Raw genomic sequence first — 15,523 nt, forward strand, 5'->3', positions numbered from 1 at the left:
TCAGTGGGCGTAGAACAGCCCCGCACGGTCTGTGCGGGGCTGTTCGGGGTTTGCTAGTGGCCGGAGTAGTTGGGGGCTTCTACGGTCATTTGGATGTCGTGGGGGTGGGATTCTTGGAGGCCGGCTGAGGTGATGCGGACGAAGCGGCCCTTGGTTTGGAGTTCGGGGACGGTGCGGGAGCCGCAGTAGAACATCGACTGGCGGAGGCCACCGATGAGCTGGTGGGCTACAGCTGCCAGCGGGCCGCGGTAGGGGACCTGGCCCTCGACGCCTTCGGCGATCAGCTTCTCGTCGCTGCCGACGTCGCTCTGGAAGTAGCGGTCCTTGGAGTACGACTTGCGCAGCCCGCCGGCCGACGACATCGCGCCGAGCGAACCCATCCCGCGGTACGCCTTGAACTGCTTGCCGTTGATGAAGACCAGGTCGCCCGGCGACTCCTCGCAGCCGGCCAGCAGCGAACCCAGCATCACGGTGTCCGCGCCGGCGACCAACGCCTTGGCGATGTCACCGGAGTACTGCAGGCCGCCGTCGCCGATCACCGGGACGCCGGCCGGCTTGCACGCCAGCGACGCCTCGTAGATCGCGGTGACCTGCGGGACCCCGACGCCCGACACCACACGCGTCGTACAGATCGAGCCCGGTCCGACGCCGACCTTGACGCCGTCCGCGCCCGCCTCGACCAGCGCCGCCGCACCCTCGCGAGTACCGACGTTGCCGCCGACGATGTCCACACCGCGGGTCGCCGAGTCGGCCTTCAGCCTGCGGATGATCTCGAGCTGCGCCTGCGAGTGACCGTGCGCGGTGTCCACGACGAGTACGTCGACTCCCGCCTCGACCAGTGTCATCGCCCGCTTGTACGCCTCGCCGAAGAAGCCGATCGCGGCCCCGACCATCAACCGGCCGGAGCCGTCCTTGGTGGACAGCGGGAACTTGTCCCGCTTGACGAAGTCCTTCAGCGTGATCAGGCCGGTCAGCTTGCCGGCCTCGTCGACCAGCGGCAGCTTCTCCACCTTGTGCTTGCTGAGTAGCGCCATCGCGTCGTCGGCGGAGATGCCCTGCTTGCCGGTGATCAGCGGCTGCTTGGTCATCACCTCGCGCACCGGCCGGGACAGGTCGTTCTCGAACCGCATGTCGCGGTTCGTCACGATGCCGACGAGTACGCCGGCGTTGTCGACCACCGGGACGCCGGAGATCCGGTACTGCGCGCAGAGTGCGTCGGCCTCGCCGATGCTGGCGTCGGGGCCGATCGTGATCGGCTGCGCGATCATGCCGGATTCGGAGCGCTTGACCAGATCGACCTGCTGGGCCTGGTCCTCGATCGAGAGGTTGCGGTGAAGAACGCCGAGGCCGCCCTGGCGGGCCATGGCGATCGCCATCCGCGCCTCGGTGACGGTGTCCATCGCGCTGGACAGCAGCGGGATGTTCACCTCGACGTTGCGGCTGACCCGGGACCGGGTGCTGGCTTCGGACGGGATGACGTCGGACTCGTTGGGCTGCAGCAGTACGTCGTCGAAGGTGAGGCCGAGGGCGGCGAACTTGTCGGGAACTCCAGCTGGTGTGATGTCCATGAGGGAAACAGGCACCTTTGCACGGCGAGATCGGAACCCCATCGTAGCCGCGCATCCCCGGACGCCCGAATCGCCCGTCAACAGGCCACCGCCGCCGGACAGTACAGCCGGCGGCGGAGCGGGACCGGTCCGGGTCGACCCGGACCGGGGTGTCGTCAGTTCGTCTGCTTGTTGACCACGCCCAGGATCTGCAGGACGGCCTGGTCCTCCAGCGAGCCGTGGGTGCGCTCGATGGCGGCGTGCTTGCCCTCGGCGTACTGGCCGGTGGAGTGCTTGCCCTTGACATAGCTCGACTTGACCGAGCCGGTCGAGACCGCGCCGCTGGAGTGCTTCGCGTCCGTGCTGGAGCTGAAGAACTCGTCGGCACTCTTCAGCTCGGCCGGAGCCCCGGTCGGGGTCGGCAGCACCGGCAGGATCTTCTCCAGCAGGTCGCCCAGGCCGCCCGCAGGCGTCTGGTCGTCACCGGACTGGCCGTCACCAGGCGCGTTGTCGCCAGGTTGGTCGGTGCTCGGCTTCTGCTCGTCACCAGGCTGATCGGGCGCCGGGTTCGTGTCGCCCGGGACCGTCTGGCTGCCGTTGCCCGAGCCGGCGTCGCCAGTGCTCGAATCGCCGGAGCCCGTGCTCGAGTCGCCCGCGCCGGTGCCCGAGTCGCCGCTCGGCGGCGTCGTCGGGTTGCCGGTGTCCGTGCCGGTCTCGCCGTTGTCCGGCGTGGTCGGCGGCGGGTCGGTCGGCTCCGTGGCCGGCGGCGTCGTCGGATCCGTCGGCGGCGGCGTGGTCGGGTCCGTCGTCGGGTCCTGGGTCGGATCCGTCGTCGGGTCGGTGGTCGGGTCCTGGGTCGGATCCGAACCCGGCTCGTCGGCCTGGCCGTCGCCCGCCTGGTCCGGCGGCTGCGTCGTCTGCGTGTCCGGCGGCACCACCGGCTGCTGGATGATGCTCGGCAGCTCCTTCGGGAGCGGCCGGGCCAGCGGCGGGTTCACGTCGGTGGTCGCCTGCGGGAGCTGGTCGGCCGCGACGGTCTCGTCGGACTTCGCCTTCTCCTCGGCGGCCTTCTCTTCCTGCTTCTTCTGGTAGTCCTTGGCGACCTTGACGATCTTGGTCTTGTCGACCACCGGCATACCGTCGAGCTGTTCCTTCGGGAAGCTGGTCTGCGGGCGGACCGCGTCGACCATCTTCTCGATGACCTTCTCGTACGGCGACAACGGGTCGCCGGTGACCGCGGCGGCCACTCCGGAGACCGACAGCGCGGCCACCGCGGCGACACCGAGTGCCAGACCGCGGGCCGCCACCTTGCGGGCGAACGGGTCCGTCACCGGGTTCAGAGCCGCGCAGCGCGCCAGGAAGCTCTCCGGGTCGTCGATAGTCTCGACCGGGAGTTCGTCCTCGACCTCCACCGCGAGCCGTAGCTCGGCCAGCAGCTTGACGGCCGGGTCGTGCTCTCCCGCGCCGAACGCGGTCTCCCCACCAGCGGCCAGCAGGTCGAGTAGTGCGTCATCAGCGTCGATCGCGTCGAGGTCGAAACGGTCAGCCATGATGCCCCTCCCCTGCTCCTCGTTCCAGCTGTGCCTCATGCCCCACAAACCCCCTGAGCGTGTTCAACGCTCGATGTTGTGCGACCCTCACCGCCCCCGGTGTCATTCCCAGTGCCCGGCCGGTCTCCTCGGCTGACATCCCCGCTACCACCCGGAGCCGCAGGATCTCCCGCAGCTTCTCCGGCAACTTGTCCAGCAGGCCCATGATGTGCTGGACCTCCGAATGCCGGACCGCGTGCTCCTCCGGCGTCGGTGACTCGTCCGCGCCGTCGGGCAGGTCCGGCGTCGAAACGTCGGCCACCGCGAACGCGCGCTGGGCATCGGCGACCTTGCGGGCCGCGATGCCATAGACGAAAGCCTCGAAGGGCCTCCCCTCGTCGCGGTACCGGCCGAGTGCGCCGAACACCGCGACACAAACCTCCTGCGCGACGTCGTCGACCATGTCGGCGCCGCCGGGGTAGGTCCACAGCCTCGACCGCACATAGCGGTGGGCCACGGCACGCACCCTGGTGAGCAGGTCGTTCAGAGCTGTCCGATCGCCTTCGCTCGCGCGCGCGGCAAGATCTCGAAGCTCGACCCGATCGTGGGTGTGCGGTACTTGGACCTCGGTCACCCCTCGCCCCCCTCGTGTCGGACCGGTCAGCCTGAAAGATGGTACGGCTCTCACCTTCCCTTGCCTAGTGGCAATTCGTGATCACCTCCAGTTTCTGGTCACGATCTGTCACTACTGGCCCGTACGAATCCCGTCCTCCGCCCACTTCGTCGGGTACGGCGATCCTTGCCGCTCAGTTGGGGCTTCGAAGTGGATCAGTTCGGAGGCTTGGTCGCCGGCCCAGTCGATCGGGGTGCGGCCGGTCTCCAGCCATCCGGCCCGTCGGTACAGCCGCTCGGCCGCGCCGCGGTTGGCCACGACCTCCAGGGACAACTTCCGGTCGAGCTCGGCCGCTGTCTTCACGGAATGGTCCAGCAACTGCCGTCCGATCCCCGCGCGGGTCGCCTTCGGATCCACGAACAACCGCTCAACCGACACTCCGTCGGCTCCGTTCACGGTCAGCGCCACGTGCCCCACCACGCGCCCGTCGCTGACAGCAACCCAGCACCCCAGCCCGTCCTCCGGCGTCAACCACTTCCGCGCATCCGCCGGCCAGTTCACCGGATACCCAGCCACCTCATGCACATCCCGCAACAACTCGACACAGACCCCAAGGTCCCCATCCACCCGCACCCGAATCTCAGCCACGCACCCCATCCCACCACCCGCCCCGTGCAGCCGGCATCTCACCCAGCTCGCCGCCCTCTGCGTCCCCCAAAGCAAGCACCGCCCGGCGAGTCCGAACAACCTGCCGGGCGGTGCTCTGTGTTTCTGGTACTTCTAGCCTGAGGATCAGTGACCGTGGCCGTGGCCGTGACCGGCTGCGGCGGGCTCCTCGTCCTCGGGCTTGTCGACCACCAGGGTCTCGGTGGTCAGCAGCAGCGCGGCGATCGAGCCGGCGTTGGCGAGCGCGGACCGGGTCACCTTGACCGGGTCCAGCACGCCCTGGGCCAGCAGGTCGCCGTACTCGCCGGTGGCGGCGTTGAAGCCGCTGCCCGACTCGAGCTCGGCGACCTTCGAGGTCACCACGTAGCCCTCGTAACCGCCGTTCTCGGCGATCCAGCGCAGCGGCTCGACGATCGACTTGCGAACGATCCGCACGCCGGTGGCCTCGTCACCCTCGAGGTCGAGTTCGCCGTCCAGCACGGTGGCCGCGTGCACGAGAGCGGAGCCGCCGCCGGCGACGATGCCCTCCTCGATCGCGGCCCGGGTCGCGGACACCGCGTCCTCGATCCGGTGCTTCTTCTCCTTCAGCTCGACCTCGGTGGCCGCGCCGACCTTGATGACGCAGACGCCGCCGGCCAGCTTGGCCAGCCGCTCCTGCAGCTTCTCGCGGTCCCAGTCGGAGTCGGTGCGCTCGATCTCGGCCTTGATCTGGTTGACCCGGCCCTCGATGTCGTCGGACTTGCCGGCGCCCTCGACCACCGTGGTGTTGTCCTTGGAGACCACGATCCGGCGCGCCGAACCGAGCACCTCCAGCCCGACCTGGTCCAGCTTCAGGCCGACCTCCGGAGCAACGACCTGCGCGCCGGTCAGCGCGGCCAGGTCCTCCAGCATCGCCTTGCGGCGGTCACCGAAGCCCGGCGCCTTGACGGCGACGGAGGTGAAGTTGCCGCGGATCTTGTTCACCACGAGGGTGGACAGGGCCTCGGCCTCGACGTCCTCGGCGATGATCAGCAGGGTCTTGCCGGACTGTACGACCTTCTCCAGCAGCGGCAGCAGGTCCGCGATCGCGGAGATCTTACCCTGGTTGATCAGGATGTACGGGTCCTCCAGCACCGCTTCGCCGGCCTCGGCGTCGGTGATGAAGTACGGCGAGATGTAGCCCTTGTCGAACTGCATGCCCTCGGTGAACTCGAGCTCGGTGCCGAACGTGTTCGACTCCTCGACGGTGATCACACCGTCCTTGCCGACCTTGTCGAAGGCGTCCGCGATCAGGGCGCCGATCTCGGCGTCCCGGGCGGAGATGGTGGCGACGTGCGCCATGTCGCCCTTGTCGTCCACCGCGCGAGCGGTGTCGACGAGCTTGGCGGAGACGGCCTCGACGGCCGCCTCGATACCGCGCTTGAGGCCCATCGGGTTGGCGCCGGCGGCGACCGCCCGCAGGCCCTCGTGCACCAGCGCCTGCGCCAGCACCGTCGCGGTGGTGGTGCCGTCACCGGCGATGTCGTTGGTCTTGGTCGCGACCTCCTTGGTCAGCTGCGCACCAAGGTTCTCGAACGGGTCGTCCAGCTCGACCTCACGGGCGACGGTGACACCGTCGTTGGTGATGGTCGGGGCGCCCCACTTCTTGTCCAGGACGACGTAGCGGCCCTTCGGCCCCAGCGTCACCTTCACCGTGTTCGCGAGCTTGTCGACGCCGCGCTCCAGCGCGCGCCGCGCGTTCTCGTCGAACTCGAGGATCTTCGGCATGAAAAATCCAGTCCCTCTCTGAAATTCGCGCTTCGTAACAGCAGTTCCGAGCTCGCTGTCCCGGACCGACTCCGCCCCGGCGCCGGGAGGGCACCAGGGCGGTGTCAGTCAGGAACAGCGAGCGGCCGTCACTTGCTGACGACTGCGAGGATGTCGCGGGCGCCCAGGATCAGGTAGTCCTGGCCGTCGTACTTGACCTCGGTGCCGCCGTACTTGGAGTAGATGACCTTGTCGCCGACGGCGACGTCCAGCGGGACGCGGTTGCCGTTGTCGTCGATCCGGCCGGGGCCGACGGCGAGGATCTCGCCCTCCTGGGGCTTCTCCTTGGCGGTGTCCGGGATCACCAGGCCGGACTTCGTGGTCTGCTCGGCTTCGAGCGGCGCGACGAGGACGCGGTCCTCGAGCGGCTTGATCGTGACCGACACTTGCTGACCTCCACGGTCGATTTGCTTGTCTGCAGTTCAGGGTGGTCGCGCTCCTCTGCCGTCGCGGGGGTCAGAGGCCGGACCGCTGGCACCCTCGGGTGGAGAGTGCCAACACCGAATCTAGGCCGCGATTAGCACTCGGTCAACTCGAGTGCCAGACTTCCTCTGCCGGCGGAGCCTGTGACCGGCCGGGTACGGATTGTGGCCGAACGCTGGGCCTGACCCCGCTCGCCGTGCGACCGTTTCCCCAGGAGGGCTTCCCAGCGGGTCCGAGGAGCGACCATGGCCATCAGCTTCCCGTCTCTACCCAAGCTGTCCGGGCGCACCATCGCGGTCCTTGCCGCGGTGGGCGCGGTGGCCGTCGGTGCGGTCGCCGCCGGCGCGTCGAAAGACCAACCGGCCACGCCGAGCGTTGGAGCTCCCGCCGCAGATCAGCCGGCGGCGAATGCCCCGGCCGATCAGTCGACCGACTCCACCCGCACATCCGCCGAGGCGGAGACTAAGGCCGCGGCTGCACTGCCACAGTGCCGCGGGGCCGTCCTGGTTCCGGTCAACAGCAGCTGGGGCATCCCGATGCCGTCGATCTACGCGAGCAAGAGCACCACCTGCAACCTCATGTACGGCGACGACCCGAACCGCGGCTCCACGGTGTACGGCGAGCCCGACACCGCCATCCAGGTCCTGCAGCGCAACCTGAACTTCTGCTATGGCACCCACCTCGAGGTCGACGGCATCTACGGCAGCAACACCCGTGCGGTGGTCAAGACGGTGCAGCGCAAGCACAAGCTCGTCGTGGACGGCATCTACGGCCCCAAGACCCGCTCGGCCATGAACTGGCGCCTCTACTCCTCCGCCACCAACAGCTGGAGCAGGAGCTGCTCGAGTCCGCTCTAAAGTTGCGGGGTGACTGTCACCGCGTTGCTGGACGGGCCGGGCGCTGAGGTGCTCGTGGAGGCCTGTGCGGCGTACCAGCCTGGCAAGGAGTTGCAGCTGGTCGAGAGGCTGCGACGCCGGTACGACGCGACGCTCGTGACGATCGCGGTCACGCAGGCTTCGCTGCGGCACCGGGCGGTCGCCAAGTTCGGAGCGGATGCGACCCGGATGTACTTCACCCCGGACGGTCTGGAGCAGGCCACCAGGACCACAGTCGGCACGCACCGGGCCGCACGCATCGCAGCGGCCTTGCCGGGGAGCAGTGTGGTCGATCTCGGCTGCGGAATCGGTGGCGACCTCATCAGCGCGGCCCGCGCCGGTCTGCGGGTGACCGGCGTCGAACGCGACCCGGAGACCGCAGCCACAGCGCGCGCCAATCTGGCCGCGCTCGATCTGCCCGGTGAGGTCATGGTCGGCGCCGCCGAAGCCACCGAGCTCACGCCGTACGACGTGGTGTTCGCGGATCCTGCACGGCGGGCTGATGGCCGGCGCGTGTTCGACCACAATGCCTACTCACCACCGTGGACCTTTGTCACCGAGATCTTGCAGCGCACCGCCTGTGTGAAGGTGGCGCCTGGCATCCCGCACGACGCCGTACCCGAGGGAGTCGAAGCGGAGTGGATCTCTGACGCGGGTGAGGTGAAGGAGGCCGCTCTCTGGTCAGGGGCGCTCTACACCGGTACACCGCGGCGGGCGACGTTGCTGCCCAGCGGCGTGAGTGTGGCGGATGCGCCAGAGGCTGAGAGCGGTCCGGTCGAGCAGTACATCTATGAGCCGGATGGAGCCGTTGTGCGGGCCGGTCTGGTGACCGCAGTGGCCGCTGCGGTCGACGGGTGGCTGCTGGACCCGCGGATCGCCTATGTCACCGCACCCAAGCTCGTGCCGACACCGCTCGCGTCGGCGTACGAGGTGGTAGAGGAGCTGCCGTACAAAGAGAAGGCGCTGCGGTCCTGGGTCCGCACGCAGGGCATCGGCACGCTCGAGATCAAGAAGCGCGGAGTGGATGTCGACCCGGCGCAGCTCCGGAAGAAGCTCGCTCCCAAGGGTCCAGGCACAGCCACCCTGATCATCACCCGCATCGGCCGCGACGCCGTCGCCTACTCCTGCCGCCGCGTCAAGCTCGAGCCCTGAGCCATTCGAATGCGAACTTGCATTCTGAGTGCATTCGAACATATGATCGATCTCGCGAGCGGGTCCCCGGGTGACCTGCCGGTAGGCGAGGTGCTGCGTCTGCTGCTGCACTCCCCGGGGATCCGCCACTAAACGGGCGACGTCCGGTCTGAGGAGGCGGACGTCGACTGAGCGTCATCGGGGTGCAGTCGGGCGTTCACCTGGGTTCGGCAGGGTGGGTGGCAGAAACCGGTTGGCCGCTGACCGTTCACCTGGGGAGCAGGCGGCGAAGTCACCCCAGGTCTCTGCCCGCTGCCGTGCTCTTCCCCGCACTGCAGTGCACCTCGAACCGTTCCACGACCGGCAGCCGGAAGCGTGCCACCGCGATCGACCCGACCGCGATCGGCAGCAACGCCTTCGCGCCGTACTGCGGGAGTGGCTCGATCGGCGGGCCATCCATGCCAAGGGCGGGTGCTGTGGAGTTGAGGGCACCGGTGGTGAAGTTGGCGACCACGGTGTTCCAGTCGGTCGGCCGGCGGAGCATGGCGTGCCCTTCCCCGGCGAGCGCATACATCGTGACCGGAGTACCTGCAGCGCGAAGACGTTCGGCGTAGGCGGCGGTCGCGCGCGGATCGGTGATCGTGTCGTCCGTGCCATGCGCGAACGTCACCGGCGGACGCAGGCCAGTCAGCGGCTCGCCTTCGGGCAGCCAAGGAGCCAGCGCCAGTACGCCGGCCACCCGAGGATGATTGCCTGCGGCCACAACCGCGCGACCACCCATCGAGTGCCCGATCAGTAGGACCCGGCGAATCACCGGCGGCAGCTCGTCGAGGACCGCCCGCAGATCAACAGCAGAGTCGGCGGCGGAGCCGTTCCACCCGCGATACCGATAGCGCAGCAACCCGACCGCCGCAGCGGGAACAGCCGTCCGCGCAGCCAGAGCGAACGGCCACATCCGCAGGATCGGCGCTCGCCACAGATGAGGAACCGCGGTCGAATGCTCCTGCCCGCCATGAGCCAGCAGCACCAGATCCGTCGCCCCGGCAGGATGCCAGACCAGATCGACAGCAGGACCGGTCATGGACGCCCGTAGATGTCCGCGGGATCCCGGCGGATGCCCATCATCCGGCCGTCGGCGGCGAGCTCGGTGAAGCCATGCCGCCGGTAGAGCTCGTGCGCGTCCTCGGTCCCGAGCATGACCCGACGGACACCTTGCAACTCGGGATGTTCGAGCAGCGTCGCCACGACGAACTTCCCCAGCCCGTGCCCGCGCTGCTCAGGCACCACGAACACATCCGCGATCCACGCGAACGTCGCGCGATCCGTCACCGCGCGAGCGAACGCGACCATCGCCCCGTCCGCCGTGAACACACCGACGTTCAACGACCCCGCGATCGACCGCGCCACGACCTCTCGCGGAATCCCCGGCGCCCAGTACGACGTACTCAGGAAGCCGTGCACCACGTCGACGTCGACCCGGGTCGCGTCGTCGTCCGCCTCGAAGCCTTCCGGGTGTGTCCACTTCATTTGTTCAGCACCTCAGTGATCGGCATCGACGAATCGGCAGGCAACCCCAACGGCGACGGGGCTTTCCCGGCCCGGACCAGCTCCGAGCCCAGCGCCGCCACCATCGCACCGTTGTCGGTGCACAACCCCGGCCGCGGCACCCGTACGGCGATGCCGGCCGCCGAGCAACGTTCTTCGGCCATCACGCGGAGCCGAGAGTTCGCCGCCACGCCGCCACCGATCAACAGATGCTCGAAGCCCCGGTCCTTGCACGCATCGATCGCCTTGCGGGTCAGTACGTCGCAGACCGCCTCCTGGAAGGCCGCCGCGACATGGTTCACTGGCACGTCCTCACCGTCGCGACGCCGCGCCTCGACCCAGCGCGCGACCGCGGTCTTCAAACCGGAGAAGGAGAAATCGAACCGGTGCCGCTCAAGGTCTCGCTGCGACGTCAGCCCGCGCGGGAACGTGACGTAGAGCCGGTCGCCGCCGTCGCGTGCCGCCTTGTCGACATATGGACCACCCGGGAACGGCAGCCCCAGCACCCGCGCGACCTTGTCGAACGCCTCACCCGCGGCGTCGTCGATGGTGCTCCCCATCGGCAGCACGCCCTCGGTGATGTCCTCGACCGCGAGCAGCGACGAGTGCCCGCCGGACACCAGCATGGCGACACAGCCCTTGGGCAGATCGCCGTGTTCCAAGGTGTCGACGGCGACATGCGCCGCGAGGTGGTTCACGCCGTACAGCGGCTTGTCGAGCGACAGCGCGAGCCCCTTGGCCGCGGCCACGCCGACCAGCAGTGCGCCGGCGAGGCCGGGCCCGCTGGTGACCGCGACCGCATCGACATCGGTCGGTTTGATCCCGGCGGTCTCACAAGCGCGCCGGATCGTCGGCACCATCGCCTCCAGGTGCGCGCGACTGGCCACCTCAGGTACGACGCCGCCGAACCGCGCGTGCTCCTCGACACTGGACGCGATCGCGTCGGCGAGCAGTGTCTGCCCGCGGACGATCCCGACCCCGGTCTCGTCGCACGACGTCTCGATCCCCAGGATCAGGGGCTCGTTCGCCATCACCGCATTTGAACTCACACTGACTCCCGCCACCGCATGATCACCGCATCCTCGCCACCGGCGTAGTACCCGCGCCGCCGGCTGATCTCCTGAAAACCAAAGCTCTTGTACAGCCCGCCGGCCGATTGATTGCCTGCAGCAACTTCCAGCAGCACGGTCCGGCCGGCGCAGCGCGCCAGCGCCGCCGTCGTCAACTGCCCGCCGATCCCGGTCCGCCGCTCGGCCGGGGTCACCGCGATCCGCAGCAACTCGACCACGTCCACCGTGACCGGCGGGACCAGCAGTACGACGTACCCGACGGCCGCGCCCTCGTCCGCGACCAGGATCACCCGATCCTCGGACAGCCGCTCGAACTCGGTCGTCCACGAGACCGTACTCCAGGCCTCCGGCCCGAAGCACAGCTCGTCCAACGCGACCAGAGCGGGCAGATCGTCCGCGGTCGCCGGTCGAATGGCAGGTCTCACTTCGGCAGCACGCTCTTCGGCCGGGCAGACATCGTCACGTCGGGCCGACGCAGGTACAGCGGGTCAGGCTCGACCACGTCGAGCGTCCCCGTCGCGACTCCGGTCGCGAGCACCTCGGCCGACGGGTACTCGGCGACGTCGACCTCCGTCACACCGAGCGCCTCGGCGTACAGGACCGCGCCCCGGCCGATCACCGGCAGACCCGACAGGACGTGCGCGACCTCGGCCGGGCGATCCACCGCCGGTCCTTCCAGGCGACGCCGGCTCCCGTCGGCGGCCGGGCCGTCGTACAGGGCCCAGTAGATCTCTTTGCGTCGCGCGTCGGTTGCGACGGCCACCGGCAGTGTCAGCGACGACTGCCGCGCCAGGATGTCCAGGCTGCAGACACCCGCGACCTCGATCCCGAGTACGTCGGCCATGGTCCGGGCAGTCACCAGACCGACCCGCAAGCCGGTGAACGGACCCGGGCCGACACCGACCGCGATCCGGGTCAGGTCGCCCGCCGTACAGCCGGCGGTCTCCAGCGCCGCGGCGATCGCCGGCGCAAGCAGCTCGCCGTGCCGCAAGGCGTCGACGGTCGTCGAGGACGCGACGATCTCACCGCTCAGCGGATCGGCCAGCGCCACGGTGACGGCCGCACTCGAGGTGTCAAAGGCAAGCAACATGTCAGTTCTTCTCCAGTACGGACACCCGGACGCCGGACGCGGCCCAGCGCGGCCCCACCGGGATGATTCGCAGCTCGCGTGTCTCGTCGGTGTCGTCGTCGCCGCGGGTGACCACGATGTCCAGCCGGTCCGGCGCCAGCGACTCGGCCAAGCCGTGACCCCACTCGACCACCGTGACCGCGTCGTCCAGGCTCGCGTCGAGATCGAGGTCGTCCAGCTCGGCGATCCCACCCAGCCGGTACGCGTCAACGTGTACGAGCGCAGGACCGCCGGCCAGCGACGGATGCACCCGCGAGATCACGAAGGTCGGCGACGTGATGTCACCGCGCACCTTCAGTCCCGCGCCGAGACCTTGAGTGAACGTCGTCTTGCCCGCGCCGAGGTCGCCGGACAGCACGAGTACGTCGCCCGCGCGGAGCTGGCCCGCGAGCTCTTCACTGATCGCCCGCATGTCGTCGGCCGTCGGCACGGTCAGCTCGATCGGCATCGCCTTTGCCAGGATCAGGTTGTGGTCCTGCCGCTCGACCAGCGAGTACCCGCGACGCCGCCAGAACTCCACGGTGTCGGGCAGTTCGACCCGAGCGATCAACTGGACCCGATTCAGCCCGCGCTGGACGGCGACATCCTCAGCGCACCCGACCATCGCGGACGCGACCCCGTGGCCCTGGTGCCGTGGGTCGACCGAGACGCGGCGCAGGTTCAGCACGTCGCCGGCCTCCTTGAACAACATCGCGCCGGCCGGGATGCCGTTGCTGCGAACGAGCAGACCGCCGTACTGCGCGATGGCAGCGGCCACTGTGGTCGCGTTCTCGGACAAGGCGGTGGACGGCGGGTCGAGGACGCGCCGGGCGGAGAACGCGTGGTGGATCACCGCAAGGATCTGGTCGACGTGATCGGACGTCGCGTCCACTAGGTGCAGGTCGGTCATGTGTGTCCCAGGGATTGTTCGGCTCGCTCGATCATGCCAAGGAGGGCCGCGGTGAACTCATCGTGGTGCTCGATCAGGCCCAGGTGACCGCAGTTCTTCACCTCGACCAGCTCCGCGCCGGGCACCCGCCGGACGATGTCCTCGGCGTGGACGAACGGGGTCAGGTGGTCGCGGTCGCCACCGATCACCACGCACTCCACCTTCTGCAACGGTTCCAGGGCGTCGAACTTGTCGTGCAGCGCGAAGATCGGGTAGAACTCCGCGATCACCGAGATCGGCGTCGCCGCGATCATCTCGTTGACGAACTCGGTGTACGCCGGCGGCACCTCGGAGCCGAACGAGTACTTCCGGGTCAGCAGGTAGCTGATGTCCGTCCCGGCCTTCCGGCTGCGCTCCACCACATCGGGGATGCGCGCCAGCACCGAGACCGTCGGGGTGGCCAGGGTGCGGAGCATCATCCCGAGCTTGCCCGGAACGATGATCGGGACCTGGTCCAGGCCGCCCGCGCTGGTCGAGCACAGGCCGACCCCGATGATCCGGTCACCGAACAGCTCGGGATGCTGCTCGGCCAGCGCCATGATCGACATGCCACCCATCGAGTGACCGATCAGGATCACCGGACCGGTCGGCGCGAACTCCTCCAGGATCCCGTGCAGGTCGCGGCCGAGCTGCTCGATGCTGACGTGCTCCTTCGGCGACCGTCCGGACCGGCCGTGCGAGCGCTGGTCGTAGAACACCATCGTGCCGATGCCGGTCAGGTCGCGGCGCTCGAAGTGCCAGCAGTCCATGTTCAGCCCGTAGCCGTGCGCGAAGATGACGGTCAGATCCTCCGGCGGGAGCGGCAGCTTGCTGTGCTGATTCTTTCCCCGCCCCACCGCCCCGGTCAGGCCAAACCGGCGCTTCGGCTGCGCTGGCCGGCGGGACCGCTTCAGCTCGTCGACCTCGACGTACAGCTCGACGCCGTCGTCGGCCGTGAAGATGTGTGGAGTACCGCGCATCGAGCCGAACGGCTCGGCCTCGAGCTGCGCGCGCTGCCCGGACCGGCGGCCGATCACCTGCCGCTCGACGGCGACGCCGGCCGCCGCTCCCGCGGCGAGCACTCCGACCGCGGCCCCGATCAGACCAGCAGTCCGTCCCGCTTTGGACATACCGGTCTACCTTTCGCTGTCCATGTACCGGCGGGGGATCCGGGCGCCCAGCCGGGTCACGATCTCGTAGTTGATGGTCCCCGCGGCGTCGGCCCAGTCGTCCGCCGTCGGCTCGCCGTTGGTCCCAGGCCCGAACAGCACGACCTCGTCGCCCGCGGCCGCCTCGTCGTCCTCGAGGTTGACCATGCACTGATCCATGCAGATCCGGCCGACGACCGTACGACGGTGTCCGCCGAACAGGACCGGTGCTGCGTTCGAAGCGTGCCGGGGCAGGCCGTCGCCGTACCCGAGCGGAATCAGTCCGAGCGTCGACGGCCGCGGCGCCGTCCAGGTCAGGCCGTACGACACTCCCGCACCGGCCGGAACCCGCTTCACCATCGCGAGCCGCGCCTTCAGCGTCATCGCCGGGCGCAGCCCCAATTCCGCCGACGGCAGCGCATGCCCGAACGGAGACAACCCGTACGTCGCGACGCCCGGGCGGACCAAGTCGAAGTGGGTCTCGGGGAGCGCGAGCGTGGCACCCGAGTTCGCCAGATGCTTGAACTCGGCGTCGATGCCGAACGACTCGGCGACCTCGATCGCCTCCTGGAACGTGGCCAGCTGGGCCTCGTTCGCCGGGCTCTTCGGCTCGTCCGAGGACGACAGATGCGACCAGATGCCCCGCACCTCGATCCGGCCCGACTGCTGCTCGCGGACCGCGGCGCGGATCAGCGCAGGCCACTCCTCGGGTACGGCGCCACCGCGGCTCATGCCGGTGTCGATCTTCAGATGCACCCGGGCCGGCCGGTCGGTCACCCCGGCGGCCAGCTCGTCGATCTCCCAAGGCGCGCCGGCGGACAGATCGATGCCGGCGGCGATCGCGTCGGACAGCGGCTCGCCCGGCGTGGTCAGCCAGCAGAAGATCGGACCGGTGTCGCCGGCCTCGCGCAGGGCGAGCGCTTCCTCGAGTACGGCGGCGCCGATCCAGTCGGCACCAGCCTCGCGGGCGGCCCGCGCGACCGGGATCATCCCGTGTCCATAGCCGTCGGCCTTGACCACTGTCATCAGCTGCGCGCGGTCGGCACGAGCACGCAGCGTGGCCACGTTGTGGCGGATCGCGGCCAGATCAACGACCGCCTCGGCGCGGACCGGGCGGTCGTCGCTAAGTGACTGGAGGGTAGACATAGCCCTTCC

At 69.1% G+C, this 15,523-nt stretch carries 16 protein-coding genes; 2 read left to right on the forward strand and 14 right to left on the reverse strand.

Going from position 1 to position 15,523, the window contains the following annotated elements; genetic code table 11:
- Nucleotides 1–53: 53 nt before the first annotated feature.
- The 6 genes from guaB to groES form a co-directional block, all read right to left on the reverse strand.
- Nucleotides 54–1,568 (reverse strand): IMP dehydrogenase, encoded by a 1,515-nt coding sequence (guaB, locus tag E0H75_RS39965; protein WP_131518943.1) that lies wholly within the window; start codon nucleotides 1,566–1,568, stop codon nucleotides 54–56.
- Nucleotides 1,569–1,723: 155 nt separating this feature from the next.
- A complete protein-coding gene (locus E0H75_RS39970) occupies nucleotides 1,724–3,097 on the reverse strand; it encodes a hypothetical protein (RefSeq protein ID WP_131518944.1) in 1,374 nt (457 codons plus the stop codon).
- The gene (gene shbA, locus E0H75_RS39975; protein ID WP_131360831.1) at nucleotides 3,090–3,710 is read right to left on the reverse strand and encodes an RNA polymerase sigma factor ShbA; all 621 of its coding nucleotides are present in this window, start codon (nucleotides 3,708–3,710) and stop codon (nucleotides 3,090–3,092) included. The genes E0H75_RS39970 and shbA overlap by 8 nt, the downstream gene beginning before the upstream one ends.
- A gap of 111 nt (nucleotides 3,711–3,821) precedes the next feature.
- On the reverse strand, nucleotides 3,822–4,337 hold the full coding sequence (locus tag E0H75_RS39980) for a GNAT family N-acetyltransferase (RefSeq protein ID WP_238163548.1): 516 nt from the start codon (nucleotides 4,335–4,337) through the stop codon (nucleotides 3,822–3,824).
- Between the two features lie 144 nt (nucleotides 4,338–4,481).
- The gene (gene groL / locus E0H75_RS39985; RefSeq protein WP_131518946.1) at nucleotides 4,482–6,101 is read right to left on the reverse strand and encodes a chaperonin GroEL; all 1,620 of its coding nucleotides are present in this window, start codon (nucleotides 6,099–6,101) and stop codon (nucleotides 4,482–4,484) included.
- Between the two features lie 128 nt (nucleotides 6,102–6,229).
- Nucleotides 6,230–6,526, reverse strand: a complete 297-nt coding sequence (gene groES / locus E0H75_RS39990; RefSeq protein ID WP_130384566.1) for a co-chaperone GroES — start codon at nucleotides 6,524–6,526, stop codon at nucleotides 6,230–6,232.
- 282 nt (nucleotides 6,527–6,808) lie between these two features.
- Here groES and E0H75_RS39995 point away from each other — a divergent pair, with 282 nt between their 5' ends.
- Both E0H75_RS39995 and E0H75_RS40000 read left to right on the forward strand, forming a co-directional pair.
- Complete coding sequence (locus E0H75_RS39995) at nucleotides 6,809–7,420, forward strand: peptidoglycan-binding domain-containing protein (protein ID WP_131518947.1); 612 nt, start codon at nucleotides 6,809–6,811, stop codon at nucleotides 7,418–7,420.
- Nucleotides 7,421–7,429: 9 nt separating this feature from the next.
- A complete protein-coding gene (locus tag E0H75_RS40000; protein WP_131518948.1) occupies nucleotides 7,430–8,590 on the forward strand; it encodes a class I SAM-dependent methyltransferase in 1,161 nt (386 codons plus the stop codon).
- A 271-nt stretch (nucleotides 8,591–8,861) separates the two neighbouring features.
- On the opposite strand, the gene E0H75_RS40005 is transcribed toward E0H75_RS40000, so the two are convergent.
- The 8 genes from E0H75_RS40005 to alr are packed head-to-tail and all read right to left on the reverse strand — an operon-like array spanning nucleotide 8,862 to nucleotide 15,514.
- Complete coding sequence (locus E0H75_RS40005; RefSeq protein WP_131518949.1) at nucleotides 8,862–9,650, reverse strand: alpha/beta fold hydrolase; 789 nt, start codon at nucleotides 9,648–9,650, stop codon at nucleotides 8,862–8,864.
- A complete protein-coding gene (locus E0H75_RS40010; RefSeq protein ID WP_131518950.1) occupies nucleotides 9,647–10,096 on the reverse strand; it encodes a GNAT family N-acetyltransferase in 450 nt (149 codons plus the stop codon). The genes E0H75_RS40005 and E0H75_RS40010 overlap by 4 nt, the downstream gene beginning before the upstream one ends.
- Entirely contained in the window at nucleotides 10,093–11,145 is a 1,053-nt protein-coding gene (tsaD, locus tag E0H75_RS40015) for a tRNA (adenosine(37)-N6)-threonylcarbamoyltransferase complex transferase subunit TsaD (protein ID WP_131518951.1), read from the reverse strand. Before tsaD ends, E0H75_RS40010 begins: the two co-directional genes overlap by 4 nt.
- A gap of 14 nt (nucleotides 11,146–11,159) precedes the next feature.
- Entirely contained in the window at nucleotides 11,160–11,609 is a 450-nt protein-coding gene (locus E0H75_RS40020) for a GNAT family N-acetyltransferase (RefSeq protein WP_131518952.1), read from the reverse strand.
- Nucleotides 11,606–12,274, reverse strand: a complete 669-nt coding sequence (gene tsaB, locus E0H75_RS40025) for a tRNA (adenosine(37)-N6)-threonylcarbamoyltransferase complex dimerization subunit type 1 TsaB (protein ID WP_131518953.1) — start codon at nucleotides 12,272–12,274, stop codon at nucleotides 11,606–11,608. The genes E0H75_RS40020 and tsaB overlap by 4 nt, the downstream gene beginning before the upstream one ends.
- Nucleotide 12,275: 1 nt before the next feature.
- Entirely contained in the window at nucleotides 12,276–13,202 is a 927-nt protein-coding gene (tsaE, locus tag E0H75_RS40030; protein WP_131518954.1) for a tRNA (adenosine(37)-N6)-threonylcarbamoyltransferase complex ATPase subunit type 1 TsaE, read from the reverse strand.
- Entirely contained in the window at nucleotides 13,199–14,350 is a 1,152-nt protein-coding gene (locus tag E0H75_RS40035; protein ID WP_131518955.1) for an alpha/beta fold hydrolase, read from the reverse strand. The genes tsaE and E0H75_RS40035 overlap by 4 nt, the downstream gene beginning before the upstream one ends.
- Nucleotides 14,351–14,356: 6 nt before the next feature.
- The gene (gene alr, locus E0H75_RS40040) at nucleotides 14,357–15,514 is read right to left on the reverse strand and encodes an alanine racemase (RefSeq protein WP_131518956.1); all 1,158 of its coding nucleotides are present in this window, start codon (nucleotides 15,512–15,514) and stop codon (nucleotides 14,357–14,359) included.
- Nucleotides 15,515–15,523 lie beyond the last annotated feature (9 nt).

Source organism: Kribbella capetownensis, from assembly GCF_004331485.1.
Lineage (GTDB): Bacteria > Actinomycetota > Actinomycetes > Propionibacteriales > Kribbellaceae > Kribbella > Kribbella capetownensis.